This is a genomic window from Psychrobacter sp. NPDC078631 (assembly GCF_050268165.1).
Lineage (GTDB): Bacteria > Pseudomonadota > Gammaproteobacteria > Pseudomonadales > Moraxellaceae > Psychrobacter.
Genome location: NZ_JBNNGG010000001.1, coordinates 1,334,831 through 1,349,043, shown reverse-complemented (window position 1 = coordinate 1,349,043; position 14,213 = coordinate 1,334,831). Strand labels below are relative to the sequence as shown.

Annotated in this window: 12 protein-coding genes; 8 read left to right on the top strand and 4 right to left on the bottom strand. The window is 43.1% G+C overall.

Translation table 11 applies throughout. The features are described 5' to 3' along the window. Positions 1–93: 93 nt before the first annotated feature. A complete protein-coding gene (locus tag ACQKCP_RS05340) occupies positions 94–483 on the top strand; it encodes an SCP2 sterol-binding domain-containing protein (RefSeq protein ID WP_057760797.1) in 390 nt (129 codons plus the stop codon). A 147-nt stretch (positions 484–630) separates the two neighbouring features. Here the strand turns inward: ACQKCP_RS05340 and ACQKCP_RS05335 are convergent, their stop codons facing one another. Beyond that, a complete protein-coding gene (locus ACQKCP_RS05335; protein ID WP_427611563.1) occupies positions 631–1,605 on the bottom strand; it encodes a hypothetical protein in 975 nt (324 codons plus the stop codon). Between the two features lie 444 nt (positions 1,606–2,049). Between ACQKCP_RS05335 and ACQKCP_RS05330 the strand changes: the two genes are divergently transcribed. From ACQKCP_RS05330 to ACQKCP_RS05320, 3 genes are all read left to right on the top strand, one after another. Next, the gene (locus ACQKCP_RS05330; RefSeq protein WP_102092330.1) at positions 2,050–3,285 is read left to right on the top strand and encodes a lipoprotein-releasing ABC transporter permease subunit; all 1,236 of its coding nucleotides are present in this window, start codon (positions 2,050–2,052) and stop codon (positions 3,283–3,285) included. A 57-nt stretch (positions 3,286–3,342) separates the two neighbouring features. Next, entirely contained in the window at positions 3,343–4,023 is a 681-nt protein-coding gene (gene lolD / locus ACQKCP_RS05325) for a lipoprotein-releasing ABC transporter ATP-binding protein LolD (protein WP_057760792.1), read from the top strand. 169 nt (positions 4,024–4,192) lie between these two features. Continuing rightward, positions 4,193–4,498 (top strand): hypothetical protein, encoded by a 306-nt coding sequence (locus ACQKCP_RS05320; protein WP_427611562.1) that lies wholly within the window; start codon positions 4,193–4,195, stop codon positions 4,496–4,498. A 75-nt stretch (positions 4,499–4,573) separates the two neighbouring features. Here ACQKCP_RS05320 and ACQKCP_RS05315 read toward each other — a convergent pair whose 3' ends face one another. Further along, positions 4,574–5,158, bottom strand: coding sequence for a DUF2062 domain-containing protein (locus tag ACQKCP_RS05315; protein ID WP_427611561.1), 585 nt, complete (start codon positions 5,156–5,158; stop codon positions 4,574–4,576). Positions 5,159–5,403: 245 nt separating this feature from the next. On the opposite strand from ACQKCP_RS05315, the gene ACQKCP_RS05310 reads away from it, so the two are divergent. The 4 genes from ACQKCP_RS05310 to ACQKCP_RS05295 all read left to right on the top strand — a co-directional run bounded on the left by ACQKCP_RS05310 (position 5,404) and on the right by ACQKCP_RS05295 (position 11,679). Next, positions 5,404–8,319, top strand: a complete 2,916-nt coding sequence (locus ACQKCP_RS05310) for a ComEC/Rec2 family competence protein (RefSeq protein ID WP_427611560.1) — start codon at positions 5,404–5,406, stop codon at positions 8,317–8,319. A 280-nt stretch (positions 8,320–8,599) separates the two neighbouring features. Then, positions 8,600–9,652 (top strand): signal peptide peptidase SppA, encoded by a 1,053-nt coding sequence (sppA, locus tag ACQKCP_RS05305; RefSeq protein WP_427611559.1) that lies wholly within the window; start codon positions 8,600–8,602, stop codon positions 9,650–9,652. A gap of 279 nt (positions 9,653–9,931) precedes the next feature. Then, complete coding sequence (locus ACQKCP_RS05300; RefSeq protein ID WP_427611558.1) at positions 9,932–10,822, top strand: alpha/beta fold hydrolase; 891 nt, start codon at positions 9,932–9,934, stop codon at positions 10,820–10,822. A 68-nt stretch (positions 10,823–10,890) separates the two neighbouring features. Further along, on the top strand, positions 10,891–11,679 hold the full coding sequence (locus tag ACQKCP_RS05295) for a CPBP family intramembrane glutamic endopeptidase (protein ID WP_427611557.1): 789 nt from the start codon (positions 10,891–10,893) through the stop codon (positions 11,677–11,679). An 81-nt stretch (positions 11,680–11,760) separates the two neighbouring features. Here the strand turns inward: ACQKCP_RS05295 and dusA are convergent, their stop codons facing one another. Next, positions 11,761–12,744, bottom strand: a complete 984-nt coding sequence (gene dusA / locus ACQKCP_RS05290) for a tRNA dihydrouridine(20/20a) synthase DusA (RefSeq protein WP_427611556.1) — start codon at positions 12,742–12,744, stop codon at positions 11,761–11,763. Between the two features lie 132 nt (positions 12,745–12,876). Next, positions 12,877–14,181: an MFS transporter gene (locus tag ACQKCP_RS05285; protein WP_427611555.1), complete on the bottom strand. Its 1,305-nt coding sequence runs from the start codon at positions 14,179–14,181 to the stop codon at positions 12,877–12,879. Positions 14,182–14,213: the final 32 nt, after the last annotated feature.

Below are 14,213 nucleotides of genomic sequence, written 5' to 3'. Positions count from 1 at the left end.
TTGATAGCAATCATTTTAATAATTCTAATAGTTAGGCCAAGAGTGCCTTGAGTAGTATTGGTCTGACAGAATATCAATTAAGGATAATATAATATGGCAGTTTTTTTGACAGATGAATGGTTTGAGCAAGTAGAAAAAATGGGCAACGAAGCAGGTGAGTTAAACTTACCGCCAGTACTTGCCAATATGGTCGTCAACCTAAAAGTGGCTGAAGCTGATAAAACTATCGAAGCCAATTTTGCAAATGGTTTGCTGCATCGCGGCTTAAACGATAATGCAACGACGACACTGTTATTAGATCGCGATATCCTACAGTCCATCATCACTGATTTTGATACCAATCAAATCATGGGTGCGTTTATGAGTGGCAAAATCCGTGTCGAAGGCGATATGTCACAGCTAATGGCCGTACAGACTGCACGTCCAAGCGCAGAGCAAAAAGAGCTATACACTCGCATCAAATCAATGACGACGATGGCTTAATCGCATATTCATACGAATTTTACGTTACGTTTTTGCGTTGTAAGAATCTATAAGATACAAAAAAGCCCCTAATTCATATTAGGGGCTTTTTCATTGCATAACGAAATAAGTAATAGCGTAAAAAGCTGTGAAAGTCTCTCAAAAAGACTAGCTAGCTTTTGATTGCTGCGTCCCATTTGATTGGTTTTCTTTGTATATTGCTGCTTGTAGCCATACGTTTGCTTGGACGTAGTCATGTACTTTGATGCTATTAGTCTCAGCAGTATTAAGCGCACCGATACGCACTACAAAAGGATCTGCATCTTGCTCACGTAGCGTCACTACGTCAAACAATATGATAGATTTACCATTGAAGACGGTTTCTTGCTTGCCAAGTACTTGACCTTGACACCAAGCCTCGTCTTCTTGTCCTAGCGTATCGCCAAACAGGTAAGCGCACATATGACCTAAGTTAATCTCGACAGGTGCCATTTGCTCTTTGGTTTCAGGCTTCCATTCGCTGATTTGCTCTTGCAGGTCATCAGGGATTTTTCCGTCATTTGCCGCCACGATATCGTTAAAGGCACGATGATAACGGATAGACTCTTGGTCTTCGACCATAATGACTTCGTCTTGCTCGCTTAGCTTAATTTCGTGCGCCCAAGCACTAAAGTTGACATAGTAAGAGGTGTCGCGTTGATATAGGTGACGGTTGGTCGTATAGAGTTGATCAAACGCATAAATGATACTGCCATCAGCAGTACGTAAGCGCAACACGGCATCATGTGAGTTGTCATTGGCGATGACACGCTCAATTTTGCAGTTCAATCCGTAAGGACTATCGACACAAGGATAGGCATTGATAAAGCATTCTGGCTTACCATCTTTCATCGCAAGTACTTGATTAATATGGCATGGCTGATCTTCTGATAGAAGCAGACAGCTGTCTTTTGCACTGACGTTGTTATTCAGGCCTTTAGGCATCGCGGCGACTTCAATCATTTTTTGTAGCCACTCAGGCACATCATGACTCATATCATCGGTCAGAATACGCCAGTGATCGGCGTGACCTGCAGACTGCTCATCGGTCAACGTGATCTTGGTAGGAGATTGAATGTTTTTGTATTGATAATTTATGGTCATGAAAATACTCAAAATTAAGTCAGCGTGAGGTTTGTATCTAATACTGTGTTTGCTTGTGTACCATCCAACATTTTAAATGATTGGTTTATGATGGTCAGCGATATTATCAGTAAATAGCGAGTAAACCTCAATGAGGGGTTAATGACAATTGTCTTTAGCATATAATATATAGGTATTGGCACAGATAATAGCAAGCCCCCTATAAAAAATAATAACAAAACCCAGTTTTTTGGTAAAAAATACTCTCAGTTGTTGCTAATGACTGGCACATATCAGCTAGTTTGTGTCAAACTAGCTCCCTTTTGACAGCTGTTATTGGCTCGTCTGACCCCCTGTTTTTGTGTTTGATTTATATGTGAGTAGTAGCAACTGTATGATGCATTTACTACTGCTCGTTATGCAACCTATATAAAGTCGCACGTAGATAAGATAAAGAGTTTGAATATGTTTCGTCCTTTAGCGTTATTTATCGGCTTACGATATACCCGAGCAGAACGTAGTAATGGCTTTATCTCCTTTATATCACTCATCTCGATGATTGGTCTGACGCTTGGGGTTGCCGTATTGATTACGGTGCTATCAGTGATGAACGGCTTCGACCGTGAACTGAAAACCCGTATTTTGGGAATGGTACCGCAGGCTACGGTGGTCTCATCAGAAATTATTGGCGACTGGGAACAGCTGGCTGATCAGATCAAAGAAGACCCAGAAGTGGCAGCTGTGGCACCATTCATTCAACTGCAAGGGATGCTGACATCAAATGGTCAGGTCGCAGGAATCATGGTGACAGGCGTCGAGCCTGAATACGAGAAAAATGTCTCCATCATCAATGAGCACATGATTGAAGGTAGTATTGACACCCTGAAAAGTGGCGATTTCAGTATCGTGTTGGGCGAGGAGATGGTGCAGTCTTTGGGTCTGCAAATAGGGGATAAAGTGACGCTAGTATTGCCAGAAGCGTCACCATCACCAGCAGGCGTGATACCGCGATTTAAGCGTTTTACTCTGACAGGTATCTTTACGATCAGCCCAGAAGTAGACAGTCTTATGGCGTTTATCCCGATGGGAGATGCGGCAAAGTTACTGCGTCTGCCAGAAGGCGCACAGGGCGTACGCATGAAGCTTAACGATATCTTTACTGCGCCTATAGCTGCGGAAAAAGCGGCTGCTATCGCACCTGAAAAGCTATATCCAAATGACTGGACACAAACTCATGGCAATCTGTTTGGGGCAATTCAAATGGAAAAAGCCATGGTCGGCCTATTACTATTTTTGATTATCCTAGTTGCCGCTTTTAACATTGTCTCAAGTCTGGTTATGCTAGTGACCGATAAAAAAGCAGATATCGCAATCTTAAAAACCTTTGGTGCATCTCCTCGTTTAATTACGCAAGTCTTTATGGTTCAAGGTGTGGTTATCGGGGTCATCGGTACTATCGCTGGTACGATATTGGGTGTGATATTTGCGCTTACGGTCAGCGATATTTTAGGCTTTATTAACCAAGCCTTTGGTCTGAACCTATTTGATGCGTATTTTGTCAATTACTTGCCATCACAGTTGCGTTTGTTAGACGTGGTATTAATTACAGGTGCATCGTTTGTACTGAGCTTTTTGGCAACGATTTATCCAGCGCGCCGAGCGGCTAAGATTCAGCCTGCTCAAACGTTACGCTATGAGTAATCCCAAACGCCCAAACATCGAGATAAATACCGAAATAAATAAAATAAAGGAAGCGCTATGTCTGCCATTTTAGAGGCGACCAATATCAATAAGATATATGATGAAGGCGCGGTCAGTACACAAGTATTGACTGGTCTTGATCTGACTGTTCATGCGGGTGAGCGCATCGCTATCGTTGGTACCAGTGGTTCAGGTAAAAGTACGCTGTTACATTTGCTTGGTGGTCTAGATACGCCAACGAGTGGTGAGGTTTGGTTGCATGGTCAGTTATTAAATAGCATGAATGAAACTGAGCGCGGTGCAATGCGAAATAAGCATTTGGGCTTTATTTATCAGTTTCATCACCTGTTGGCAGAATTTACAGCAATCGAAAACGTAGCTATGCCATTGCTGATGCGTCCAGAAGTATCAACGACTGATGCTCGTAAGCAGGCAGTTGAGATTCTAGAAAATGTCGGTCTTGAGCATCGTTTGATGCATAGACCAGGTGAGCTATCAGGTGGCGAGCGTCAACGTGTAGCGATTGCACGCGCGCTCGTGACTAAGCCATCGCTTATTTTGGCGGATGAGCCAACAGGTAACTTGGATTATGACAATGCGCAGAGCGTATTTGGCCTGTTGTCAGAGCTACAAAGCACCATGCAAACCGCGCTACTTATGGTGACGCACGACCGCAATTTAGCGGCGCTTGCTGACCGTCAGTTGTTGCTACGCAATGGGCATTGGGAACAGTATTAATAATTTTTTATATTAGGTTAAAGAACTGACCGAAACGCCATCTGTTTGCGTTTTTCAGGACTGTTACGTTAAAGGTTTACTGTTGTATTATTAAGAAAATATATCATAGAAACTAGCGATTAAGCGGTTGTGAGCCAGCCGCCTTATCTATTTTATAAGGATGCGTAAAATGCGTGAAGATGATAATCCAATTGCGGCTTTTGGCAGTGCGGAAAAGGGTGATGAGCCGTTAAAGCCTTACATCGATCCAACTCTGTTTGAAACGCTCGATAGACAGGCGCAAACCGAGCTACTGACACCTGTGTTTGATGCCATCACTTTGGCTGGGGTTGATTACGACCTGAAAGTCCAAGATAGCGCGACAGGTAAGCGTTATACGCTCTGTAAAAATGATGAAGTCATTGAGATCGTACCGATGGATAGGGATTTCACTGACAAAGTCTTAAATGCTATAGAGAACAGTAAAGAAGAATAAGCTCTGCTAGCTTAGATTAGCCAGGGCGTAAGCGTTATAGCCGTGTAATAAAGATAAATTGCCTTATAAATTGCCTTATGACTTGTCAGATTCGTCAGGTTCGTCAGAAGGTTTCTGCTGACGTTTCTGCCAGCTCGCCACGGTTTTATAACGCCAAATGGCCTTAAATGCCAAACCGCAAATAAGACTGGTGACCACGGCCAAAATCGTTAGCCCGATACAAAATGCAGCAAGCGATACTGTACCGCGATAAGTAATGAACGGATTGGCACCGTTTGATAATGCCCATAAGCTAAAATCAGCAATCATTCTACCGATGAATCGCAAGCTAATCACAGGTGCATCAATGATCTTTGCACCGATATAGTATCCAGCATAGAAGATGGGTAAGCTAGTGACTGGGTTAGTAATCCATGTCAAACCAAGCGCCATAGGGACATTGGCACGAAAAATAAGCGAGCCAATAAGCGCCAGCAACATCTGTCCTGGCAGCGGAAAAAATGCACTTAGTACACCGATATAGACGGCCTTATTTAGGCTGTGTCGATTAAAATGCCATAACCTTGGATCAGCCAAGTGCGGTGCAAACAGCTTTAAAGTGCGACTTTCTAAGATTTTCTCTGGTGTGGGAAGTAGGTCTTTTAGACGTTTTTGGGGCACAGGATCGCCTTTAATCATTAACTACAGTCTACTCAATAGTATTGAGAAGCTGGTATAAAGTAATATATGGTGAGTAGGATAAAGGTTAGAACACACAGAATGGTGGTGTCAGATAGTTACCACCTAATACGTTGCCTCAGTATAGGGTAATATAAATATAAATGCTATTGCATCACGTGCCATTTGCTATAGTAAGTCACCATATTTGGCCGAATAATATTTAAGTCATCAAGCAAGGAGTGCTGGTGTACTGGTTGATTGGTAGCCTAATAATTATAGTTATGATGGGCGTATTGGCAGTCGCAGATAATGTGATAATGCCAACTGACTTATCCTTGCTAGAGACAGTTGGTACGTCTAATCTGTCGTTGGAGCTGATTGTATTTGCCACGATTCTGCTGGCTTCTGCTCAATTCAACATACCCTCGATAGACAGCCACAGCGCTGATAACGATACCTTTAACAACGCATCTCGTCATACTAAACTTCCTTTCCGAATTATTAGATATTTAGTCTTAGCTTTATTAGCGACTGCGTTAGTGATAGGCAGTGCATTGCAAGCTTTGGTTACTCACCAACGAGCAGAAACCACTGAAATAACTGCTCCAATACGAGTACAAGCACTCGTGCGTATCGAAGGGTTGAGCGACAGTGTTTATGATGCCACTACAGACAGCGGTTATCGTCAAGTAGCGGTGATAACGAATATCGCTCCATTAGTCGCTGAGCTAACGCCCCAAGAGTTAGCAACTAAAACATCTAATTATTTAAAGGCTGATAAAAATAGCCTAAGTAGAAATTACGATGTTAATCCCAATGAAGTTAGTCTCAAAGTTAGCGAACACCGAGTCCTACTCAACGCCTATCCAAGAAAGTCTGCAAATGATAGCCAGTTTGCAGCCTTAAACGATTTGCAGCCCGGTGATGAGATATTCATGAGCCTAGCACTGGCGCCGTTAGCTACTTCTGAGCAAGCAGTCAATAACCCTACTGGCTTTGACAGTTATCGTTGGTTGCGAGGTCGGCATATTGATGGCGTTGCAAATATTTTGGCCGTTAGTCCTATATTGGTAAATAGTAACGAAATCAGCAATGAAATCAGCGATAAAAAATATTCGAAGCAGTCGCTAGACTCTGATTCATATCTTCAGCGCTTTCGTACTCGTATCGATCAGGGGCGTTGGCGATTACGACAGCATTTCTATCAAGACTGGTCAGCACAAACGACAGCAGAGCAACAAGCAAAAGCCGTGACATTAAGTCTGCTTACGGGCGATCGTAGCTTGATTAATCGTGATACTAAGGACTTATATCAACTGGCGGGTATCTCACATCTGCTCGCTATTTCAGGCACGCACGTACTGTTTTTGGCTATTGTATTGGCAGGCATAGTTGTATTGCTGTTTGATCGTAATTATTCAGCGATTTATCGTCGTATTCCGCGTTGGCAAGTGCGCTGGTGGGTAATGATTGGTGCCGCTTTTATTTATGCGCTATTTACTGGTTTTGACGTGCCTGCTGCCCGTACGGCTTGGATGTTATTAGCGATTGGATTCGTTAGATTAACATTGCTCCCCGTCAGTACGATGCGCGTGCTATTAGCGCTAGCTGTATTGATGGCTTGGGGTGACCCTTACGTATTATGGCAGGCAGGGTATTGGCTGTCTTTTATCGCAGTAGCGCTATTGCTCAAGTATGACGATAAGTCGTATGAGCATCAGACTACTACTGCAACAACTGTACACGATAGTAAGCAGCATACTCATATCAGTAACGCGCTCTCTGGCCGTGTTTGGCGAATGGCCAAGCGTGTATTTAAACTACAGTTTTGGCTGTTTCTTACTTTATTACCCGTTACGTTGCTTTTATTCGGTAAGGCGTCGTTATGGGGTCTTTTTATTAATTTATTTGCCATTGGGCTATTTGGTTGGGTGATTGTACCGCTCAATTTATTAGCAGGACTATGTTACCTTTTGGTGCCGAGTATTGCTGATATTCTCTGGGTAATTATTAGTACGATAGTTGGTCATCTACACGATTTGATGAGTTGGCTGACGTCATTGCCAGCGCTATCGGATGCGTGGCTCTATACACCAGTTAATATCGCGATACTATCGATGGCTTTGCTAAGTGCATTGCCTTGGCTGTTGCCACAAGGTTTACTCAGCCGTTGGTTGACGTTGCCACCATTAACGTTGCTGATGATCACGGTGTATGCCAATCAGCAATCATTTGTGAGGATGCCGACCCTATATATTTTGCTAACGGGTGATTCGTATATAACGGCGGCATTGCTGCAATATCCTACCGTCAATGAAGACAGTACCAATTGGTTGTTCTTAGCTGACCATAGACCAGCTTCTACACGAACGATGCCAAGCAGCCTGACAGCAGATAAACTATCTGAAAATTTAAAGCAGCAACTGGGTAGTTTATCTGTCGATAAGTTAGAGAGCATTGTCATACAGAGTAGCAGTGACGGCCTGACTGATACGTTAATTCACGACGATAAGAATACTGCTAATACCAAAAATTCTGAATTACTGCCGATGACCGTTGCTCAATTAAATAGTAGTTTATCTATTAGCCAATATTGGCAAGCAGGGCGCTCTGATCGTTGGTCTGCATTTCAGCAAGCCTATAAAACAGTTAAGCAGTCTGAAGATACGCCCACTATCAGTGCCCAACGTTGTGATCAAGGCAAAATATGGCAGTCAGCCAACGATGAGTTGTCAGTACAAGCCATCACTGGTTGGACCAAGATAGGTGACACCAGCGTTTGGGATTGTACAATTGCTCTTGATACTAATCTGCCTATACGCGTTCTAAGATACAATGCGGCAGACCCACTTAACTCGTTACCTGCCAATTCACCTGTTAGCCCTCCAGCACAAATAGCATCTAACAAGTTAACTGGCAAACAGTCAGAGTCTCAGTCACGTCTGATTTTAGATGCTGATACTCATCAACGCGTTTGGCAAATGTGGTCATTACTATGTTCAGCTGAATCAAATAATGATGACATGCTATTCAAAAATACACGTTGGCTTGGTCAGAGTGCTTCGCAAATTACAGCTGATGTCATAAGTCGTCAGGGAATCGATGAAGTTATAACCTATGATAATAATCCTTTAGAAGCTGCATTATCGCTAAACAACTAAATCGCTAAGCAATATTGATAGTATTCCCAATGTTGAAAACACCAACCCTCAAAAATAAGGCTTATATTATCAGCGTTACAATATAGTGATATTTCACAGTTATACTATTGAACCATTATCGAAATACCACCATACTTAGCAGCCTATTAATACAGGTCACTGACTATTAACATAGGTCACAGATATGGTGAGACAGTATCAGGTATATACCACCGTTCTAGCTGTATTTCTCGACAACCTCATTTTATTGTTTTAGATTGTTTCTAACTTAGGAAGTTATATGCCCAACTGGCCACCAGACCCTAACAAACGTCCTGATAACTCGGCAAATCAGCCAACGCAACTGCAGCAACCAAGCCCGCCAAGTGGACAAGAATGGAAGGTGCTGGAAAACACGTTATTAGCGAGTGTGGTTGAGCAGCGCCGCGCTCGTCGCTGGAGTATCTTTTTTAAACTACTGACCTTTGGTTATATCTTATTGATATTTTTAACCCTTGGTCGTGGTTGTAGCAGTGCGCCAACAGGTATGGACGCAGTCGATACTAGCGATCCGCATTTGGCAGTGGTTGAGCTGCAAGGTGTTATCAGTAATGATGATGTGGCCAATGCGTATGATGTCAATGAAGCATTGAGAGACGCTTTTGCAAACAGTAACTCAAAAGCAGTAGCATTGGACATTAACTCACCTGGCGGTTCACCAGTACAGTCTGATGAGATTTGGCAGACCATGATGAACTTACGCCAAGAATACCCAGACAAAAAGCTTTATGCGGTGATTGGTGATATCGGTGCGTCAGGTGCTTATTATATTGCGTCTGCCGCCGATGAGATTTATGTCAATCCATCAAGTTTGGTCGGCTCTATCGGGGTCATTATGCCAAGCTACAACGTTAAAGGCTTAATGGACAAAGTTGGCGTAGAAGATCGTACGATTACGGCTGGTGAGTATAAAGATATCTTAAGCTTATCTCGTCCGTTGACTGATTATGAAGAAAATCATGTCGAAAAAGTACTGGCAAACACGCACAAGCATTTCATCAACGCTGTCAAAGAAGGGCGCGGTGACCGTCTGAAGAATCCTGAGCAAAACAAACTGTTCTCAGGGTTATTCTGGACAGGTGAGCAGTCTATTGAGCTAGGTTTGGCAGACAAAACAGGTAGTATCACAAGTCTAAGTAAGCAACTAGACCTTGATACGATCATCAGCTATAGCCCAACTGATCCGTTCCAAATGTTTATGGACCGTTTTGCAGTGAAATTAGGTGCAGGTATTGGCTCTAGCGTTAGTCTCGACGTATTGCCACAAGAAAGCAACACTGGGCAGATGCGTTAAGCGTTTTATGTTCTAGATATAATGTGTATGATTGTTAAGGCTGAGCATATAATTGTGCTCAGCCTTAATTGTATGCACTACCAAATAAAAACCTTGGTCTGAGTGATAGCCTGATTAAATTAGCTATACAACTATAACCATCAAATACAGTCGTCAAACTTGCCATATAAACATAGTTGGTTTTGAAGGGGTTGGTTTTGATGCTGTTGGTTTTAATAATGGTACAAGGTTCAATCATTAGAATAATATATAACATAAACGATCCTACGAGAGTCTGTCATGAGTGATGAAATAAATTCGCTGTCCTTTGCTAAACTGCCTGCCTCTAAAATAACCAATAAACCTGTGCTGCATTTTGCTCATGCTAATGGAATGCCAAGCGCGGTATATGAGCCGTTTTTTGAAGGTTTATCAGAATTTTTTACGATTGAATATATTGCGATGTTGGGTGATACGCCCGATTATCCAGTGGATGACCATTGGCGCAGTCTGACGCAGCAAATCATTGATAGCGTAAACAGTACCTGTAAAAAGCACAGCGTAGCACAGGTAGTAGCAGTAGGGCATTCGCTTGGGGCTATGTGTACGTTGCAGGCCACGTATCGTCAGCCTGAATTGTTTGCACAAGCAGTGCTTATGGACCCGCCTTGGATTTATGGCAAAGTCAGCTTGTTGTGGCATTTGGCAAAGACAGCAGACAGATTACCGCTCATGAATAATCGTCTGATGGACAAGCTGTCACCAGCTGGCGTGTCCAAACATCGCCGTGATGTGTGGGATAGCCGCGACGACGCATATGAGAAAATGCGACATAAAGGGTTTTTTAAGAGTTTCGATGAGCGTAGCTTTCAAGGATATATCGATCACGGCTTGCATGAGCGTGCTGATGGTAAAGTGACATTGGCTATCCCTAAAGCCAGCGAAGTTGCTGTGTTCCGTACCAACCCATCTTGGTATTGGCTTGCACCAAACCGTGGCCCTAAAGTGCCTGTAACTTTAATCATTGGTCAAGACAGTATCTTTTTGAAACGTCGCTTTCCGCAGCAGATAAAATCGCGCTTGGGTATTCCTTATGAGACTCACGAAGGAGGCCATATGTTCCCACTTGAGCATCCAGAGTCTGTCTCAATGCAGGTGCTAGGATTGATCAAGCAGCAACTGTCAAGATAAATGCAACATACCATCAGTCATGCTTGTAATGGATATGAGCTGCCAGAGTATTTTTAAGTGATACCTTTATGCCAAAGAACCTAACTGCGCCATCTAGTACGACTGTCTCACCTAAGTCTCTGCCGCTATTTTCGCGCGTGGATACATTCGTGCTAACAGTAGGAATGGTGCTTGCATTTTTTATCAGTCAGTTGGTAGGTGTTTATGTCGCTGGCAAGCTGATATTACCTCCCGATGAAAGGACATCGATAGGGCGTATATTCTATTTTGGTAGTAATGATGGAACGGTTGTGAGCCTGTCTATACTTATCGGCTGTATATTGCTAGTGGCAATTAGCGTACTTATCATTCGTTTAAAAGGTGGCAGCCTGCGTCAATATTTAGCGCTAAAACCGTTCTCACTGTCGGTGGGTATAGGCATGCTTGGGCTACTACTGATATTTATGATTGCCAGTCAGGCACTAACGTATGTACTCGATATGGCACCGCTGGTGTTTGTTGACCCTCTTTATCAGTCAGTCAGTTCGGTTTGGCTATTGGTCTTTGCTATGGTGGTCGTCGCACCAATTTATGAAGAGGTTATCTTTCGCGGTATATTGTGGTCAGCCATCGCAGAACAGTTCACAGCACCATCATATTCAGCGAATCATGGGGCGATTGTCGCCAGTATTGTGACAAGTTTGATATTTGCTGTGATCCATGTGCAGTATGGTATCTATGAAATCAGTACCATCGTAGTGTTGGCATTGATATTTTGCTATGCACGGATTAAGTCAGGCTCGCTACTACTGCTAATCGTACTGCACATTGTCAATAATGGTGCAGCGATGTGGCAGTATATTGCGCAAGCGGCGTAGATGAAATACTAGCCACAACGACGGCTGGCATGTAAATTCTATCGAGCCAGTCAGATATCAAAATTTGGCGACGCGTTAGGATTATGCATCAGGATTTAATAGTAGCACTTCATCGGCAGCTCGCTTGATATCATCAATCGTCAGTTGAGGTTTACCGCTCAAGGCTTGACGCCATTTACGCGCGCCCATCAGACCTTGGAAAAGTCCTAAATAATGCCGTGTCATCGTTGGCAACGCTTCGCCTTTTGCGAGTTGTTCTTCGAGATATGGATATAGCTGCGCTAAAATCTCTGAGCGCTTAGGTATTGTCTCGGACGTTGCCTCGTTCCATAAGCTATTGGCCTCTGCTAATAGATAAGGGTTGTGATAAAACGCTCGGCCAATCATCACACCATCGATATGCTGTAGATGCATTTTTATATCTTCAATTGTATCGATACCGCCATTGATTTCAATATCTAGCTCAGGAAAGTCCTGCTTTAGACGGTACACATCATCGTAACGCAGCGGTGGTATCTCGCGGTTTTGCTTAGGGCTGAGCCCCTGCAACCATGCCGTACGTGCATGTACAATAAAGCGGGTACAACCTGCTGCTGCCACTGTCTGCACAAAGTCCACCATAAACTCATAACTATCAAAATCATCGATGCCAATACGATGTTTGACCGTCACAGGAATATCGACTGCAGCTTGCATATGCTTGACCAAATCAGCGACGGTCTGAGGTTCTGCCATCAGACAAGCACCTATTTTGTTGTGCTGTACGCGATCTGAGGGGCAACCAACATTGATATTGACCTCGTCATAGCCATATTGCTGAGCAAACTCTGCGCATTGTGTCATCTCACTGATGTCTGCACCGCCAAGTTGCAATACAAGAGGATGCTCAAGTGTATCGAAGCGCAAGTGGCGTGCTCGATTGCCATGTATCAATGCACCAGTACTGATCATCTCGGTATATAGATAGGTATGCGGATTAAACAGTCGCGCAAAATAACGATAATCTGTCGTAGTCCAGTCGATCATAGGAGCTACTGAGAGGCGTTTGTTGGTCATATCAACCATGGTCATCAAGCCTTAATATTTGTGTCTTAAATAAATGGAGAAGGTGCAATGGATGAGACAACCCATTGCACCTTATTTTCAAGATTTTTTAGAGCTTTAAGCGTTATGCGAAGCGGCGATTGACTATCTTACTTATACAATAACGTGGTCAATCTTTTTCAACTCGGGCAAATTATAAAAATAAAGCCCCATGATAATACCGATAAAGCCAATAAAGGCAATGTACAGTGCTGGTGAAAAGCTTACTAGAGTCGTGGCGTATCCAAGACCAAAAGGTATTAGTACACCCACGATACCCTGTGTGACATTGTTGCAAAAAGCAACGCCAGTCAGACGTACATTGGTCGGAAACAGCTCTACAAGGATAGCAGGGACCATACCAATCACGCCAGCACAGAAGCCCAAAATCGCATACATGATCAGTATATAATCACCGCCCGCCTGCAAATGGTAAAAGAACGCCAGCATTTGGGCAATCAGTAAAATCGAACCGATTACCAACACTTTACCAAAATTCTCGTGATTAGAAATCATCCCATAGAATATACAGCCAAAAATTATAAATATGATGCCCAAGCTATGGGAGAACCCGAATAAATCACTGTCCAACGAAAAATTTATCTCTATTAAGTCAGGTAATAGCAAAACGATAACAGTAGAAATACTAGAGATTACTAACGTCAGCACCATACCGATAAAAATGGAATGTTTGCAGTGTTTAAAAAGTAACGTCAGTGGCTTGCCTGCATTTTTACTTGCCTTCGGCTTTACGAGTGCCAAGAAGAAAGGCGTCTCTCCAACCATTCGCCACACCAATAACGGCAAAGCACTTAGTGCAGCGGCCACTAAAAATGGCAAGCGCCATCCGTACTCAGTTAACTCAGCTGTGGTCATAAAGCTAGAGAGCCACATAAAAAATGCATTTGAGAATAACACGCCTACAAAGAAGCTGGCAGTCACGTAGCTACAGGCTACTGATAAATACTGTCTAGGCACATGCTCTGCCACAAATACCCAAGATAAGGGAACATAAAGTCCGTATGCCATACCCTGTATTATTCTTAACAAAATGAATAAAGCAGGCGCAAAGATGCCCCATTGTGCATAAGTGGGCAAAAATGCCATTGCGAGGAGACTACATGCGGTGACTATTATACTTAGCAATAAAACGGGCTTTCTACCTTTTATATCACCATAACGACCGATGAGAACACCTCCGATTGGACGTGCTAAATAACCGATAACAAAAAGCCCCATTCCTTGCAGTTTAGCAACTCTAGGGTCAGAATTAGCAGGAAAAATCGCCGCTGAAACAATATCTGAGATATACAAGTAAATCAAAAAATCAAAAAATATCACAGCGCTGATGAAGCTAATGAACATCACTATGTTTTTGTCTTTAGTAGACATTAGGGCGTATTGAGAACGAGACGGCATAATAGATCACATATCCACAGAGTAAAGTGGTC

Bases quoted from the DNA above. Each gene is read 5' to 3' on its own strand.
- ACQKCP_RS05340 (WP_057760797.1), top strand. From the start codon at position 94: ATGGCAGTTTTTTTGACAGATGAATGGTTTGAGCAAGTAGAAAAAATG.
- ACQKCP_RS05335 (WP_427611563.1), bottom strand. From the start codon at position 1,605: ATGACCATAAATTATCAATACAAAAACATTCAATCTCCTACCAAGATC.
- ACQKCP_RS05330 (WP_102092330.1), top strand. From the start codon at position 2,050: ATGTTTCGTCCTTTAGCGTTATTTATCGGCTTACGATATACCCGAGCA.
- lolD (WP_057760792.1), top strand. From the start codon at position 3,343: ATGTCTGCCATTTTAGAGGCGACCAATATCAATAAGATATATGATGAA.
- ACQKCP_RS05320 (WP_427611562.1), top strand. From the start codon at position 4,193: ATGCGTGAAGATGATAATCCAATTGCGGCTTTTGGCAGTGCGGAAAAG.
- sppA (WP_427611559.1), top strand. From the start codon at position 8,600: ATGCCCAACTGGCCACCAGACCCTAACAAACGTCCTGATAACTCGGCA.
- ACQKCP_RS05300 (WP_427611558.1), top strand. From the start codon at position 9,932: ATGAGTGATGAAATAAATTCGCTGTCCTTTGCTAAACTGCCTGCCTCT.
- ACQKCP_RS05295 (WP_427611557.1), top strand. From the start codon at position 10,891: ATGCCAAAGAACCTAACTGCGCCATCTAGTACGACTGTCTCACCTAAG.
- dusA (WP_427611556.1), bottom strand. From the start codon at position 12,744: ATGGTTGATATGACCAACAAACGCCTCTCAGTAGCTCCTATGATCGAC.
- ACQKCP_RS05285 (WP_427611555.1), bottom strand. From the start codon at position 14,181: ATGCCGTCTCGTTCTCAATACGCCCTAATGTCTACTAAAGACAAAAAC.